Source organism: Streptomyces sp. NPDC034049, assembly GCF_055575575.1.
The window spans coordinates 178,836-193,702 of the sequence record NZ_JBVISJ010000011.1; the positions used below are offsets into that span (position 1 = coordinate 178,836).

The following is a 14,867-nucleotide window of genomic DNA, read 5'->3' on the forward strand; positions in this document are numbered from 1 at the left end:
CAGGGGCGACTGCGACAGCGTCGTGGTCGCTCGCGCAGTTCCCCGCGCCCCTGAAGGACGCGCTGCCCTCAGCCCTTGTCCAGGTACTGCTCCCTCTCCTCGTCCAGGAGGGCGTCCAGGGCGGTCCGCAGTGCCGGGAGGTGCTCCAGGTCGGGGTCGGCCGCGACCACCGCCGCCGCCTCCTCCCTCGCCTCCGCGATGATCTCCTCGTCGTCGATGACGGTGAGCATGCGCAGGCTGGTGCGGGCGCCGGACTGGGCCTGGCCGAGGACATCGCCCTCGCGGCGCTGTTCCAGGTCGATGCGGGAGAGTTCGAAGCCGTCGAGGGTGGAGGCGACGGCGCCCAGGCGCTGGCGGGCGGCACTGGCCTCGGGCATCTCGGTGACGAGGAGGCAGAGACCGGCGGCGGAGCCCCGGCCCACCCGGCCGCGGAGCTGGTGGAGCTGGGAGACACCGAAACGGTCGGCGTCCATGATCACCATGGCGGTGGCGTTCGGGACGTTCACCCCGACCTCGATGACCGTGGTGGCGACCAGCACCTGGGTCTCGCCGGCGGCGAAGCGGCGCATGACCGCGTCCTTGTCGTCGGGGTGCATCCTGCCGTGCAGGACTTCCACCCGCAGGCCGTTCAGGGGGCCCTTGGCGAGCTGGTCGGCGACGTCGAGGACGGCGAGCGGCGGGCGCTTCTCGGCCTCGTCCTCCGGGGACTTTTTGGCCTTCTTCGGGTCGCCGGGTTCGTCGATGTCGTCGCCGATGCGCGGGCAGACGACGTACGCCTGGTGGCCGTTCGCCACCTCCTCGCGGACCCGTTCCCAGGCGCGGGCGAGGAAGTGGGGCTTGTCGGCGGCCGGGACCACATGGCTGGCGATGGGTGAGCGGCCGGCCGGGAGCTGGTCCAGGACCGAGGTCTCCAGGTCGCCGAAGACGGTCATGGCGACCGTGCGCGGGATGGGGGTGGCCGTCATGACGAGGAGGTGCGGCGGCTGTTTGCCCTTGCCCCGCAGGGCGTCGCGCTGTTCCACGCCGAAGCGGTGCTGCTCGTCCACCACGACCAGGCCCAGGTCGTGGAACTGGACCTTGTCCTCGATCAGCGCGTGCGTGCCGATGACGATGCCGGCCTCGCCGGTGACCAGGTCCAGCAGGGCCTGCCGGCGGCCGGCGGCGCCCATCGAGCCGGTGAGCAGCACCACCTTGGTGGCGTGCTCGGCGCCGCCCAGCATCCCGCCCTCGGCCAGCTCCCCCATCATCTCGGTCACCGACCGGTGGTGCTGCTGGGCGAGCACCTCGGTGGGCGCGAGCATGGCGGCCTGCCCGCCCGAGTCGACGACGGCGAGCATGGCGCGCAGGGCCACCATCGTGTTGTGGGTGACCGTGAAGTTGTCGGTGACGTATGCGTGGCTCGGGTGCGCCACGCTGATGCACTGGACCGGCTTTCGCCCCACGTGCTCGACGGCTCGGATTCCCCGCCGGAAGGTGTTGCATTTCGGCCGTGGCCGGACACGGTCGGCCTTACGGGTCAGCCTGAACGGCGTGTACTCGTCGGGCAACGCGACCGAGACGTTGAAAGCCGCTTGCTTCGGCAGGACGCGGGCACGGCCGCCGAGCGAGCGCACCAGCCAGGCGACATCGTCCGCAAGCCTGCGCGAGGCCGTGCAGAGCGACACGCTCATGCCGTCCGCCTGGACCGTGCCATCGATGTCCAGGAGCCCTTGCAACAGAGCGAGACGGTTCTTGACCGACGTGTTCTTGAACTCGTCGGGAACGAACTTGCCGTGCGACGTCTCGCCCCAGAGGTTCAGATCCCGCAGGGTCTGGATCACCGGGTTGCGCAATCCGCCGACTCGTCGGGAGAGCTGGATCGTGTAGTCGCAGCGAGAGCCCTTCACCGGTACGAGACTGCATTCCGGCGCCACGGCTGCGGCCACGGCATCACGGATCTCGTCGTCGATCGCGGACAGCCGCAGGTTGTGCCGGAATGAGCCGTCCCCGAGGAGAAGGCCGAACAGATAAGGGTCCAGTGGCAGCCCCGAGTCGCCTCCGAGGTCGGCGGGTGCTGCGGCCGGGATGTACCACTTCGAGGACCCGTTCGCCTTGAACGTATCGAGACGGATCTCCCGCGTCGTCATGACCTTGGGCGCCTGGCCCCGGTGCCACCCACAAGTCGTTCCGACGATCCAGAGATGCTCGTCGTCGCACTCCACAGAACTTCCGTCGGAAAGGACCAGACGCCACACATCGCGCTCTCCTTGCGGGAAGACGCCGTCGATCAGCGCGGTCTCCCCGTCCGGTACGACGACTTCGTCACCGACCCGCATCTCCCCCATTCGACGGAAACCGGCAGGTGTGAGCACGAGCGAGTCGAGGGGTTGGGCCTTTCCTGATCCGACTTCCCCCTGGAGCAGCCGGTGCATCGGGTGCTCGGTGGCCAGGTCGTCGAAGATCTCCCGGGAGACCTTCTGCTGGCCGTCGGTGAGGGTGAAGGGGAGGCGGGCGTCGAAGGCGGTGAGGAGGCCTTCGGGGGCGGGGCGGCGGGCCACGGCGGGGAGTTGGGCGTCGGCGTGGCGGCGGCGGGCGAGGGCGACCTGGAGGACGAAGGCCTCGTCCCACTTGAGGCGGTCGCGGGCGGACTCGATGTCGGCCCTGGTGTGCGGGCGGTGGATCTTCAGGAGGGCTTCGGGGAGGGTGGCCAGGCCCCGGCCCTCGCGCAGGGAGTCCGGGAGGGGGTCGACGGCCTCCTGGGCGCGGGGGAGGACGGTCTGGACCGCCTTGGCGATCTTCCAGGACTCCAGCTTGGCGGTGGCCGGGTAGATCGGGATGAGGGCGCCTGCCCAGGTGTCCACGGTCTCCGTGTCGTCCTCGCCGCGCAGCAGTTCGTAGGCCGGGTGTGCCAGTTGGAGGCGGCGGTTGAAGACGGAGACCTTGCCGGCGAAGAGGGCACGGGTGCCCGGGAGGAGGTCCTTGTGGGGTTTGTGCACGCCGTTGCCGAAGAAGACGAGCTGGAGGCGGCCGCTGCCGTCGGTGATGGTGACTTCGAGGCGCTGGCCCTTGCCCCGGGGTGCCTTGGCGGAGGCGAAGGTGTGCAGGCGGGCGTCGGCGACCTGGGCGACCACCGTGACGTGCTCGTCCATCGGCAGGTCGGCGAGGTGGGTGAGCTGGCCGCGCTCCTCGTATCTGCGGGGGTAGTGGTGCAGCAGATCGCCTACGGTGTGCAGGCCGAGGTGCTCGGCCATCACCTTCGCGGTGGCGGCGCCGAGCGTGTTCTTGAGCGGTTCTTCGAGCGCGGGCACGAGATCCATTGCACACCACGCCACTGACAATCCCGTATACGTCCTTGAAATCCGCTGGTCAGGCGGGTCGTTCGCGCCTAGGATGACGCACTCCCGGGCCCAGCAGTCGGGCCCTGCCGCCTCCGTCCGCGGTCACCGTCGAACGGGACCGCCCGACCCCGCCGCCGTCGCCAGAATCCCCTCCCCACCGGCGCTGCGACGATGGATTCAATGACCTCACAGTCATCCCAGGCACCCCAGACTCCTCAGGCACCCCAGTCGCCTCACACGTTCCAGGTCGATCTGCGTGGCCTGGTGGATCTGCTCTCGCACCACCTGTACTCCAGTCCCAAGGTCTATCTGCGCGAGCTGCTGCAGAACGCGGTGGACGCGATCACCGCGCGCCGCGCCGAGCAGCCCGACGCGCCCGCCCGGGTACGGCTGTTCGCCGAGGGCGGCACGCTGCGGGTGGAGGACTCGGGCATCGGGCTCACCGAGGCCGATGTGCATGATCTGCTCGCCACGATCGGCCGCAGCTCCAAGCGCGACGACGGGGGCATCCAGGAGGTCCGCTCGGACTTCCTGGGCCAGTTCGGCATCGGGCTGCTCGCCTGCTTCGTGGTCGCCGAGCGCATCCGTGTGGTCAGCCGCAGCGCCCGCCGGCCGGACGCGGCGCCCGTGGAGTGGACGGCGGCCGACGACGGCTCGTACACCGTCCGGACGCTGCCCGACGAGGCGCGCCCCGAGCCGGGCACGACCGTGCATCTGGTCGCGCGGCCCGGGGCGGCCGAATGGCTCTCCCCCGCGCGCGTGCTGACGCTGGCGCGGGACTTCGGGTCGCTGCTGCCGTACGACGTCCGGGTGGGCGAGGAGGCGGTCACCGATCTGCCGGCGCCCTGGGACCGGGCGTACCCCTCCCCCGCCGGCCGGCGGGTGGCGCTGGCCCGGCACTGTCACGACCTGTTCGGGTTCACACCGCTGGACTCCATAGCCCTGGACGTGCCGCTGGCCGGGATCCGGGGCGTCGCGTACGTACTGCCGACCGCCGTCAGCCCGGCGCAGCGGGCGAGCCACCGGGTGCATCTGAAGGGCATGCTGCTCACCGAGCGGGCCGAACAGCTGCTCCCCGACTGGGCGTTCTTCGTGCGCTGCGTCCTCGACACGGACAGCCTGCGGCCCACGGCGTCGCGGGAGTCGCTGTACGAGGACGAGACGCTGGCGGCCGTGCGGGAGGCGCTCGGCGAGCGGATCCGGAACTGGCTCACGGGCCTCGCCGCGGGTGATCCGGAGCGGCTGGCGGCCTTCCTGTCGGTGCACCACCTGGGCGTGAAGTCGCTGGCGCGGCACGACCGGGAGATGCTGCGCACGATGTTGCCGTGGCTGCCCTTCGAGACCACCGACGGACGGCTGTCCCTGGAGGAGTTCGCGCAGCGGCACCCGGTGGTGCACTTCACGCGGACGGTCGAGGAGTACCGGCAGGTGGCGCCGATCGCGTCCGCGCAGGGCGTCGGGGTGATCAACGGCGGTTACACGTACGACAGCGAGCTGGTCGAGGCGCTGCCGTCGGTGCGTCCGGGGACGGTGGTGGCCGAGCTGGACGCCGACACGGTGACCGCGCACCTGGACGTGCTGGACCCGGATGACGAGCTGGCGCTGGCGGGCTTCCTGTCGGCCGCGCGGGCGAAGCTCGACCCCCTGGGCTGCGACGTGGTGCTGCGGGCCTTCCATCCGCTGTCGGTGCCCGCGCTGCACCTGGACGACCGGTCCGCCCGGCACGAGCAGGCCCGCGCGGAGGCGGAGGAGCAGGCCGACGACCTGTGGGCGGGCATCCTCGGTTCGCTCCGGGGCAGCGCCCCGCGCGCGCGGCTGGTGCTCAACCACCTCAACCCGCTGATCCGGCGGATCAGTTCCCTGACGGACCGGGAGCTGATCGGCACGGCCACGGAGTCCCTGTACGGGCAGGCCCTGCTGATGGCCCAGCGGCCGCTCAGGCCCGCGGACTCGGCGCTCCTGAACCGCGCCTTCATCGGCCTGCTGGAGTGGGCCACGCACACCGAGGGGAACGGCCGCACGTGACGGACGCCATGGACTTCGACGAGCTGCGCCGGGCCATGGCGGAGAACTACGAGCAGCCGGAGGGCCCGGCGCGCAACGCGCGCGCCGAGCGGCTGCTCGCCGAGGCCGAGAAGCTGAACGTGCCGCTCGCCGTGATCGAGGCGCTCGGTCACCAGCTGAAGGTCTACAACTACAGCTCCGAGAAGGCGAAGATGTTCGTCCCCTTCGCGCGTCTGCTGCGCATGTGGGACGAACGGCCGGAGGACTTCGACGAGTACGAGATCCACTCCCTGCACTGGGTGTTCAAGTGGATGTCGGCCGGCATGCTCAACCAGCCGCACGTCCCGCTGGCCTCCATCGAGAAGTGGCTCGGCGAGATGGAGCACCGCTACCGGCTCGCCGGGCACTCGGAACGGGCCGTGCGCAGCGCCGAGTTCAGTGTGGCCGCGCACATCGGCGACCTGGAGCGCGCGGAGCGGGCGTACGGGGCGTGGCTGGCCGCCGACCGGGACACCATGGCCGACTGTCACGCGTGCGAGCTGCACGGGCAGGGCTGGTGGCGGGCGCGGCGGCGCGAGGACGCCGAGGCGCTGGAGCTGTGGGCGCCGGTCCTGGAGGGCGAGTACGTCTGCGCCCACGAGCCGCACACCGTGCTGGCGTCCTCGCTGGTGCCCCTGCTGCGCCTGGGGCGCCCGGACGAGGCCCGGGCCCACCACCTGCGGGGTTTCCGGCTGGTGCGGGCCATGGAGAGCATGCGGGGCGCGTACGCGGACCATGTGGAGTTCTGCGCCCTGACGGGCAACGAGGCGCGCGGCCTGGAGCTGCTGGCCGAGCGCCCGGCGTACTTCACCGATTCCGGGGACCCGCGCAGCAAGCTGGACTTCCTGAGCGTGGTGGCCCTGCTCATGGACCGCCTCACGGCGCGCGGGGTGGGCGAGCAGGCGGTGCCCGGTCCCGTCGGCCGCGAGTGGACCGCCCGCGAACTGGCCGCCCACGCGCGCGAGGAGGCACTGTCGCTGGCCGCGCTCTTCGACGAGCGCAACGGCACGGCGTACGTCAGCACGCATGTCCGGGAGCGGATGGACCAGCGCCCCCTGCTGGACCGGCTGCCGCTGGGGGTGCGCGCGCGGCGGACCACGGTGACGGTGCCCGCGCCCCGGCAGCCCCCCGCCGTGGAGACGACGGGGACGGCCGCGGCCCCGGAGGGCCTGCCCGCCCTCCTCGCCGAGGCGCGGCGGCTCTCCGCGTCCCTGCATCCCGGTTCCGTGGAGGCCTGGGCCGCCGTGGCGCGTGCCGCCGAGACGGAGGGCGCGGAGCTGGACGCCTGGGACCGCGCGGAGATCGTCGACCACGAGGCGATCGGCCTCGGACCGGAGGGCCTCCCCCTCTTCGAACGCGCGGCCGACATGTACGAGGCCGCCGGTGACCCCGGCGAGGCACTCGCGGCACGCGCGCGTGGGGCGAACGTGCACGCTCTCACGGGCCGCGTGGATGCCGCCCTGGAGCTGATGGCCGAGCCGTACGAGCGGATCCTCGCCCTCTGGTCGAGCGGCGGGACGGGGGCGCGGCAGACGGCGTCGGTGCTGGTGGGGCGGGCGCGGATACTCGTGCGGCGGATGCACGAGTCCGACGACACCGACGCAGGCGCCGACGCGGTGGCCCTGGCCGAGGCCGCGGTGCGGGAGCTGGCGGACTTCGTCGAGCCGCGCCGCTCGGAGGACGTACGGCTGGCCTCGCGGGCCGCGGAAGCACGGGCGATGCTCGGCGAGCTGGCCGCGCACCGCGGGGACGCGGAGACCGCCGCCGAGCTGTTCGCGGACGCCGCGCGGCGGTACGTGGCGGCCGGGCTGCCGTGGTTCGCGGTGCAGTACGAGGCACGGCTCGCCGGGCTGGCGCAGCACCTGGGAGACCTGGAGACCGCCGAGCGGGCGGCCCGCGCGGCGCTGGAGCACGGCGGGGCGGAGCTGGAGCCGGTGGGCCACGCCCAGCTGCGCCTCCAGCTGGCGGAGCTGCTGGGCGCCGGGGAACGGGTCGAGGAGGCCGCCGGGCACGCCCTGGAGGCGGCGCACTGGGCCGACGAGGCGGGCGAGGGTCCGACCCTCGGCGCCTGGGCCCGGCATCTGCTCGGCGGGTTCCTGCTGCGGCTGGGGCGGTGGGCGGAGGCGGCCGAGGTGCTGGAGTCGGCGCTGCCGGATCTCACGGCCGAGACGCACGGGGACGGGGCGGTCGCGCAAACCCTGTGGTGGCTCGGCGACTGCCACACCGAACTGGGTGAGCACCGCGAGGCGGCGGAGCGGTGGCTGCGGGCCGCCGACATCGCCCGGCACTGGCCCGAGCAGCGCGACCACGCGATGCTCGCCCATCTCGCCGCGGAGGCGCTCGCGCGCGCGGGGCTGCCCGCCGACGCCGACCGGGCGTACGCGCGCGCGGTCGACCTCTGGGGCGAACTGGGCCATGTCCACGGGTACGTCCGGGCGCTGCGGGCGCGGGCGTGGTACGCGGCGCGCGAGAGCCGCGCGGCTGCGGCGCCCGCTTCGCTGGACGAGGCCCGGGAGCTGATGGGGGACGCGGTCGCGGGCTGCGAGGCGGCGCTGTCGGACGTGGCCGGTGAGGAGCACCGGCGGCGGATCGTCGCGGAGCTCGGCGAGACGTACCGGCAGTTCGGCGATCTCCTCGCCCGGTCGGTGGCCGAGGACGCGGAACTCGACTCGTTCGGGCCGGTGTTCGAGGAGGCGCTGGGGTTCGTCGAGCGGGCGGTGTCGGTGTACGACTCCCTGGGGCCGGACTTCCTCGACGCGCGGACCGCCGCGGAGCTGGCCGCGGGCTGGTTGGAGGTGGATCTCCGGCGGAGTGGGGCGGCTGCCGGGCGGGCGCGGGGGGTGCTGGCCGTGTTCGCCGACGGGGGCGAGGACGACGAGACGGTGGTGGCTCGGCGGGTGGAGGCGGGGCGGCTGCTGGAGGCGGCGGATCAGGGCTGAGCGACACGGCGGGCCGCGTGCCCGAGCTTCCCCGCTCCCGCCGCCCCTACCTGTCCCGTCCCCAGGGGCTGCGCCCCTTCGGCCCCCACACGTCCGTCCGGTGGGGCTTCTCGCGCGGTTCCCCGCGCCCCTGAAAGGCCTGCGGCCATTTCATAGGGGCGCGCAGCCCCTGGAGGCGGGGACGGGGCGGCGGGGGCGGGGAAAGGTCTCACTCCACGCCGATCAGCAGCAGCGCCCCCTGCCGCCCACCCCGGTACACCACCGTGTCCACCGCCAGATACCCCTCCCGCACCCGGGCCTCCACCCGCTCCACCACGTCCTCCGGCGCCTCGTCCCCCAGCACCAGCGTGACCATCTCCCCACCTGCCGCCAGCATCCGGTCCACCACCGCCGCCGCGGTCACCGTGACATCCGACCCGATGACGGCGACGTCCCCGTCGACGAGCCCCAGGACGTCCCCGGCCTGGCAGATGCCCGCCATGGTCCAGGACTGCCGCTCGGCGACGACGACCTCGGCGTAACGGGTGGCACCGGCGGCGGAGGTCATCGAGACGACGTCCTCGTCGAAGCGGCGGCCGGGCTCGTGGACGGCGAGGGCGGCGATGCCCTGGACGGCCGAACGGGTGGGGATGAGGGCGACCCGGACCCCCTCGGCGCGGGCCTGCTCGGCCGCGGCGGCCGCCGTGTGCCGCAGGTCCGCGTCGTTGGGCAGCAGCACCACCTCGCGCGCGTGGGCACGCCGTACGGCCTCCACCAGCTCCCCGCTGGCGGGCGGCTCACCGGGCCGGGCCAGCACCGTGGTGGCGCCGGCCTCGGCGTAGAGCCCGGCCAGTCCCTCCCCCGGCACGACGGCCACCACGGCCCGCCCGGCGCGCTCACGCGGCTGCCGCCCGGCCTCGCCGGTCATGTGAGCGTCCTCGGCCCCGAAGTGGGTGATCCGGATCCGGTAGGGCCGCCCGGCCTCGACCCCGGCCTCCACGGCGGCGCCCGCGTCGTCGACGTGCACATGGACGTTCCACAGCCCGTCCCCGCCGACCACGACGAGGGAGTCCCCCAGTTCGTCCAGGCGTCGCCGCAGACGGGCCACCGCCGTGTCACCGGCCTCCAGGAGGTAGATCACCTCGAAGGCCGGGCCGCCCGCCTCGGGCCGGTCGTCCCCGTCGCACAGCTCCGCCACGGCTCCGGCGGCGGCCTCGGCGACGGCCACGCGCGTGTGCACGGCGGGAACGGCCACCGCCCTCGGCGCCTCCCCCGTGAACGTCTCCACCAGCGCCGCCAGCACCGCCACCAGCCCCCGTCCGCCCGCGTCCACGACACCGGCCCGCGCCAGGGCGGCCAGCTGGGCGGGGGTCGCCGCCAGGGCCCTCCCGGCGCCCTCGTGGGCGGCACGGGCGACGCTCGCGCAGTCGTCCTCGGCGTCACCGGCCGCGTCACCGGCCGCGTCTGCGGCGGCGGAGGCGACGGTGAGGACGGTCCCCTCGACGGGGTGCGCGACGGCGTCGCGGGCGGAGTCGGCGGCGTGCCGCAGGGCGAGGCGCAGTCCCCGGCCGTCGGTGCGGGGCGTCTCCCCGTCGTCGGCGAGGACCTGGGCCATGCCCCGCAGGAGCTGCGCGAGGATCGTCCCGGAGTTCCCCCGGGCGCCGATCAGCGCGCCGTGCGCCATGGCCCGCGCTGCCTCGGCGAGCGTGGGCTGTCCCGCTCCGGCCGCCGGGCCCGCCGTCTCGTGGCCCGCGAAGACCGCCTCGACGGCCGCCGCGGCCGACTCCATCGTCAGATACAGATTGGTGCCGGTGTCGCCGTCGGCCACCGGGTAGACGTTGATGGAGTCGATCTCCTCGCGCGCGCGTCCCAGCGCCGCCAGCGCGAGTCCGCACCAGGTGCGCACCGCGAGAGCATCGAAGAATGTCTGCGGCACCTGCGGCACCTGCGCCTCCTTGAGCTGCTGGGACTGGGACGCAGAGTAGACCTTGGAAGGGTGTCCGCCGGAAGGGGGCGGAGCAGGGCTCCTGAGCGGCCATGGTAGTTTCGTTGTACTGGCGCAGTCGTTGTATGCTGCTCCGGTTGCCCGATCCACATCGGGCCATTCCCCCTGGCAACGCCACTCAGATCTCTGATCCTGTGATCATGATCCCGGCCTGCCGGGATCATCCGTAAGTGCATCTGAAGTCTTTGGAGTGACCCGTGGCTGCCAACTGCGACGTCTGCGGCAAGGGGCCGGGCTTCGGCAACAACATCTCGCACTCGCACCGCCGTACGTCCCGTCGCTGGAACCCCAACATCCAGCGCGTCCGTACCGTGGTCGGCGGGACGCCGAAGCGCGTGAACGCCTGCACCTCGTGCATCAAGGCCGGCAAGGTCTCGCGCTGACGCACAGCTAAGCGCGCGGCCACTGCTGGTTCGCTGCATCGAGCCGGTCCACCTGGTGTGGACCGGCTTCTTGCTGTCCCCGCGGCGGCGTCCGCCTCAGGCCGCCGGAGTACCCGGGCCGAGCGTCCACCGGTGGTCCACCGGCCCGATGCCCCCGCCGAGCGCGAACCCGGCGGCGATCGCGCCCGTGACGTACTCCTTGGCCGCCGCGACGGCCTCCGGCACGGTCCGGCCCCGGGCGAGGTGCGCGGCGATCGCGGAGGCGAGGGTGCAGCCCGTGCCGTGGGTGTGACGGTTGTCGTACCTCGGGGCCCGCAGCCAGTGCTCCTCGGAGCCGTCGGTGAGCAGGTCGACGGCCTCCCCCGAAGCGGCCCGTCCCGAAGCGGCTCCCCCCGGGACGGCTTCACCGGAGAGAGCCTCACCCGGCAGATGGCCGCCCTTGATCAGCGCCCACCGCGGCCCGTACGCCAGCACGGCCTCCGCCGCCTCGCGCATCCCGGCCTCGGACTCGACCCTGACCCCGGTGAGTTGGGCCACCTCGTCGAGGTTCGGCGTCGCCACCGTGGCCACCGGCAGCAGGAGCGTGCGTACGGACTCCAGGGCGGAGGCGGCCAGCAGCGGGTCGCCGTGCTTGGAGACGCCGACCGGGTCGACGACCACCGGCACGTCCGTGGCGGCCAGCAATTCGGCGACGGCCTCGACGAGTTCGGCGGAGGCGAGCATGCCGGTCTTGACGGCCTGGACGCCGATGTCGTCGACGACGCTGCGGTACTGGGCGCGCACCGCCGCGACGGGCAGCTCCCAAGCGCCCTGCACACCGAGGGAGTTCTGCGCGGTGACGGCCGTGACGACGCTCATGCCGTGCACCCCGAGCGCCAGCATCGTCTTCAGGTCGGCCTGGATGCCGGCCCCGCCGCCGGAGTCGGACCCGGCCACGGTGAGGACCCGCGGCGGCGCCGCGCGCACGGCCGGGCTCATGACTCGATGTCCCCGAAGTGGTCCCAGCCGCCCTTGCTGGTCCAGGGCGCGCCGTCGACGGTCACCTGGGGCAGCGCGGAGGGGTTCTGGACCTCGCCGATCACCTTCCACCGCGCGGGCAGCTTCACGTCCTGCGGGAAGGTGGCGACGATCGCGTGGTCCTCACCGCCGGTGAGCACCCACTGGAGCGGGTCGACGCCGACGGCCTGGCCGATGTCGTGCATCTGGGTGGGGATGTCGATCGCGCCGGAGCGGATGTCGATCCGGCACTTGCTCGCCTCGGCGATGTGCCCCAGGTCGGCGATCAGTCCGTCGCTGACGTCGCACATGGCGGTCGCGCCGAGCGAGGCCGCGGCCGGACCCGCGTGGTACGGCGGCTCGGGGCGCCGGTGGGCCTCCACGAAGGCGCGCGGCGAACGGAAGCCCCGGGAGAGCACCGCGTGCCCGGCGGCGGACCAGCCGAGCCAGCCGGTGACAGCCACGACGTCGCCGGGTTGGGCTCCGCCCCGGGTCACGGGCTCGTGGTTGCGCAGATCACCGAGCGCGGTGATCGAGATCATGATGGTGTCGCCGCGGACGACGTCACCGCCGACCACGGCCGCGCCGGCCACCTGGCACTCGTCGCGCAGGCCGTCCATCAGCTCGGTGGCCCAGGTCACCGGCAGGTCCACGGGCGCGACCAGACCGAGCAGCAGCGCGGTGGGCACGGCACCCATGGCGGCGATGTCCGCGAGGTTCTGCGCGGCGGCCTTGCGCCCCACGTCGTACGCCGTGGACCAGTCGCGCCGGAAGTGCCTCCCCTCCAGCAGGAGGTCGGTGCTCGCCACGACCCTGCGGTCCGGCGCCGCCACCACGGCGGCGTCGTCGCCGGGGCCGACCCGGACCGCCGGGGTGGTGGTGAGCCGGGAGGTGAGCTCCCTGATGAGCCCGAACTCCCCCAGCTCTCCCACGGTGCCCTTCATCGTCGTATCGCCCCTTCTCGTGCCGCTTCCAGTGTCACTCGCGCCCGGTCGCGGGCCGTTGTCGTCCTCGGTACGGTCGAGTGGACCGTCAACTTCCGTCGCCCCCGCACCCCGGTGCGTGCGGCGCGGCCTCCGGGGGTCTCCCCCTGGCGCTCGGCGACGCGATACCGTGGCGTTCCTTTTCCCGACATGATCCACATGATCCTCGTGGCCGCCCTGGAGGTTCCGTGGTACAGGCGTACATCCTGATCCAGACGGAGGTCGGCAAAGCGTCGACCGTCGCCGACACGATCAGCAAGCTCCCTGGGGTCATCCAGGCCGAGGACGTGACGGGCCCGTACGACGTCATCGTGCGCGCCCAGGCCGACACCGTCGACGACCTCGGCCGGCTGGTGGTCGCGAAGGTCCAGCAAGTGGACGGGATCACCCGCACCCTGACCTGCCCGGTCGTTCACCTGTAGCCCCCGTCTACCCTTGCCCGGTGAACTCGTTCCGTCACCGGCGCCCCGCTCGTCTGGGGCTGCCCGTCCTGGCCGTCTCGTTGATCGCCGTCGCGGGCTGCTCCTCAGCAGACGACAGCGGCTCGGTGGCGGTTCCCGGCCCGGGGGCCGCCGCCACGAAACTGTGCCGGAACCTGGACGAGGTGCTGCCGCGGAAGGTGGACGGTCTCGACCGCCGGGATCCTCAGCCCGCCTCGACGCTGACGGCGGGCTGGGGCGACGCGGTGATCATACTGCGCTGCGGGGTGCCCCAGCCGCCCAAGATGGTCGACCCCGGGGTGGCGGAGGGACGGGACGCCGACGCGGTGGCCGGGGCCGTCGACGGGGTGGACTGGCTGATGGAGAAGCGGGACGGGGGCGCTTACCGCTTCACGACAGCCAATCGCTCCGTGTACGTGGAGGTGTCCGTGACGGCCGAGCGGGCCGCCGAGGACACGTCGCCGATCCTGGTGGGGCTGGCGCCCGCCATCAAGAAGGCGGTTCCCGAAGGGGTCGCCTCCTGAGGGGGTCCCTCAGGAGGCCGTCGGGAGGCTACGACGCCTTCGTGGCTGGTCGTGCGGCCCCCGGATGGGGCACGTCTCAGCGCAGGCCCGTCGAGCGGTGCAGGGCCGCCTGGATCAGGCGGTCCACCAGCTCGCCGTACTCGACGCCGCTCGCCTTCCACATCGCCGGGTACATCGAGATCGGCGTGAAGCCGGGGAGCGTGTTGATCTCGTTGATCACGAAGTCGCCGTCCTCCGTGAGGAAGAAGTCGGCGCGGACCAGACCCTCGCAGGAGGCCGCTTCGAAGGCGTCGACCGCGAGCCGCTGGACCTCGGCCGTCTCCGCCGGCGTCAGCGGGGCCGGGACGATGCCGGGGGTGGAGTCGATGTACTTGGCCTCGAAGTCGTAGTACGCGTGGGCCTCGGGCGGCGGGATCTCGGCGGGGACGGAGGCGCGCGGACCGTCCTCGAACTCCAGGACGCCGCACTCGATCTCCCGGCCGCGCAGGGCCGCCTCGACCAGGATCTTCGGGTCGTGCCGCTGGGCCTCGGCGATCGCCTCGTCGAGGCCGTCGAGGTCGTCGACCTTGGTGATGCCGATGGAGGAGCCCGCGCGGGCGGGCTTCACGAAGAGGGGCCAGCCGTGCTCGCCGGCGAGGTCGATGATCTTCTTGCGGGCGGCGGACTCGTCGAGCTGCCACTCGCGCGGCCGGATCACCACGTACGGGCCGACCTTGAGCCCGAACGAGGTGAACACCCGCTTCATGTACTCCTTGTCCTGGCCGACGGCCGAGGCGAGGACACCCGAGCCGACGTACGGGACGCCGGAGAGCTCCAGGAGGCCCTGGAGGGTGCCGTCCTCGCCGTAGGGGCCGTGCAGGACGGGGAAGACGACGTCGACCTCGCCGAGGGCCTTGGGCACCGAACCGGGCTCGCTGTAGACGACTTCGCGGTTGGCGGGGTCGACGGGCAGGATCACGCCGCCCTCCCGGGACTCGGCGAGTTCCTCGACGCTCGGCGTACGGCGGTCGGTGATCGCCATCCGCTCCGGTTCGTCGGCGGTGAGCGCCCAACGGCCGTCCCGCGTGATGCCGATCGGCAGGACGTCGTACTTCGTCCGGTCGATGGCACGCAGTACGGCGCCGGCCGTGACCACGGAGATCCCGTGTTCCGAGCTGCGGCCGCCGAAGACGACGGCCACGCGCGGCTTGCGGGACGGCTGCTCAGGGCTCTGGGGGAGGTTCTCGCTGCTCATATCGCGACGAGAGTACCCGGTGGT

10 protein-coding genes are annotated in these 14,867 nt (G+C 73.1%); 5 read left to right on the plus strand and 5 right to left on the minus strand.

Annotated elements, in window-relative coordinates; all coding sequences use genetic code 11:
* Positions 1-68 precede the first annotated feature (68 nt).
* Entirely contained in the window at positions 69-3,296 is a 3,228-nt protein-coding gene (locus ACZ52C_RS29055) for a helicase-related protein (RefSeq protein WP_469077532.1), read from the minus strand.
* A 192-nt stretch (positions 3,297-3,488) separates the two neighbouring features.
* Here ACZ52C_RS29055 and ACZ52C_RS29060 point away from each other — a divergent pair, with 192 nt between their 5' ends.
* Both ACZ52C_RS29060 and ACZ52C_RS29065 read left to right on the plus strand, forming a co-directional pair.
* A complete protein-coding gene (locus tag ACZ52C_RS29060) occupies positions 3,489-5,342 on the plus strand; it encodes an HSP90 family protein (protein WP_469077533.1) in 1,854 nt (617 codons plus the stop codon).
* 8 nt (positions 5,343-5,350) lie between these two features.
* Positions 5,351-8,299 carry a tetratricopeptide repeat protein gene (locus ACZ52C_RS29065; RefSeq protein WP_469077603.1) on the plus strand — a complete coding sequence of 983 codons (2,949 nt, stop codon included), beginning with the start codon at positions 5,351-5,353 and terminating at the stop codon, positions 8,297-8,299.
* Between the two features lie 208 nt (positions 8,300-8,507).
* Here ACZ52C_RS29065 and ACZ52C_RS29070 read toward each other — a convergent pair whose 3' ends face one another.
* Positions 8,508-10,223, minus strand: coding sequence for a DAK2 domain-containing protein (locus ACZ52C_RS29070; protein ID WP_469077534.1), 1,716 nt, complete (start codon positions 10,221-10,223; stop codon positions 8,508-8,510).
* A 257-nt stretch (positions 10,224-10,480) separates the two neighbouring features.
* Here ACZ52C_RS29070 and rpmB point away from each other — a divergent pair, with 257 nt between their 5' ends.
* Complete coding sequence (rpmB, locus tag ACZ52C_RS29075) at positions 10,481-10,666, plus strand: 50S ribosomal protein L28 (protein ID WP_003993230.1); 186 nt, start codon at positions 10,481-10,483, stop codon at positions 10,664-10,666.
* Between the two features lie 96 nt (positions 10,667-10,762).
* Here rpmB and thiD read toward each other — a convergent pair whose 3' ends face one another.
* Both thiD and ACZ52C_RS29085 read right to left on the minus strand, forming a co-directional pair.
* Positions 10,763-11,644 carry a bifunctional hydroxymethylpyrimidine kinase/phosphomethylpyrimidine kinase gene (gene thiD / locus ACZ52C_RS29080; protein ID WP_469077535.1) on the minus strand — a complete coding sequence of 294 codons (882 nt, stop codon included), beginning with the start codon at positions 11,642-11,644 and terminating at the stop codon, positions 10,763-10,765.
* On the minus strand, positions 11,641-12,606 hold the full coding sequence (locus tag ACZ52C_RS29085; RefSeq protein WP_469077536.1) for a thiamine-phosphate kinase: 966 nt from the start codon (positions 12,604-12,606) through the stop codon (positions 11,641-11,643). Before ACZ52C_RS29085 ends, thiD begins: the two co-directional genes overlap by 4 nt.
* A gap of 227 nt (positions 12,607-12,833) precedes the next feature.
* Here ACZ52C_RS29085 and ACZ52C_RS29090 point away from each other — a divergent pair, with 227 nt between their 5' ends.
* Complete coding sequence (locus tag ACZ52C_RS29090) at positions 12,834-13,067, plus strand: Lrp/AsnC family transcriptional regulator (protein WP_033526900.1); 234 nt, start codon at positions 12,834-12,836, stop codon at positions 13,065-13,067.
* A gap of 20 nt (positions 13,068-13,087) precedes the next feature.
* The gene (locus tag ACZ52C_RS29095; protein ID WP_469077537.1) at positions 13,088-13,609 is read left to right on the plus strand and encodes a DUF3515 domain-containing protein; all 522 of its coding nucleotides are present in this window, start codon (positions 13,088-13,090) and stop codon (positions 13,607-13,609) included.
* A gap of 76 nt (positions 13,610-13,685) precedes the next feature.
* Here ACZ52C_RS29095 and ACZ52C_RS29100 read toward each other — a convergent pair whose 3' ends face one another.
* The gene (locus ACZ52C_RS29100; protein ID WP_469077538.1) at positions 13,686-14,843 is read right to left on the minus strand and encodes a D-alanine--D-alanine ligase family protein; all 1,158 of its coding nucleotides are present in this window, start codon (positions 14,841-14,843) and stop codon (positions 13,686-13,688) included.
* Between the last annotated feature and the right edge of the window lie 24 nt (positions 14,844-14,867).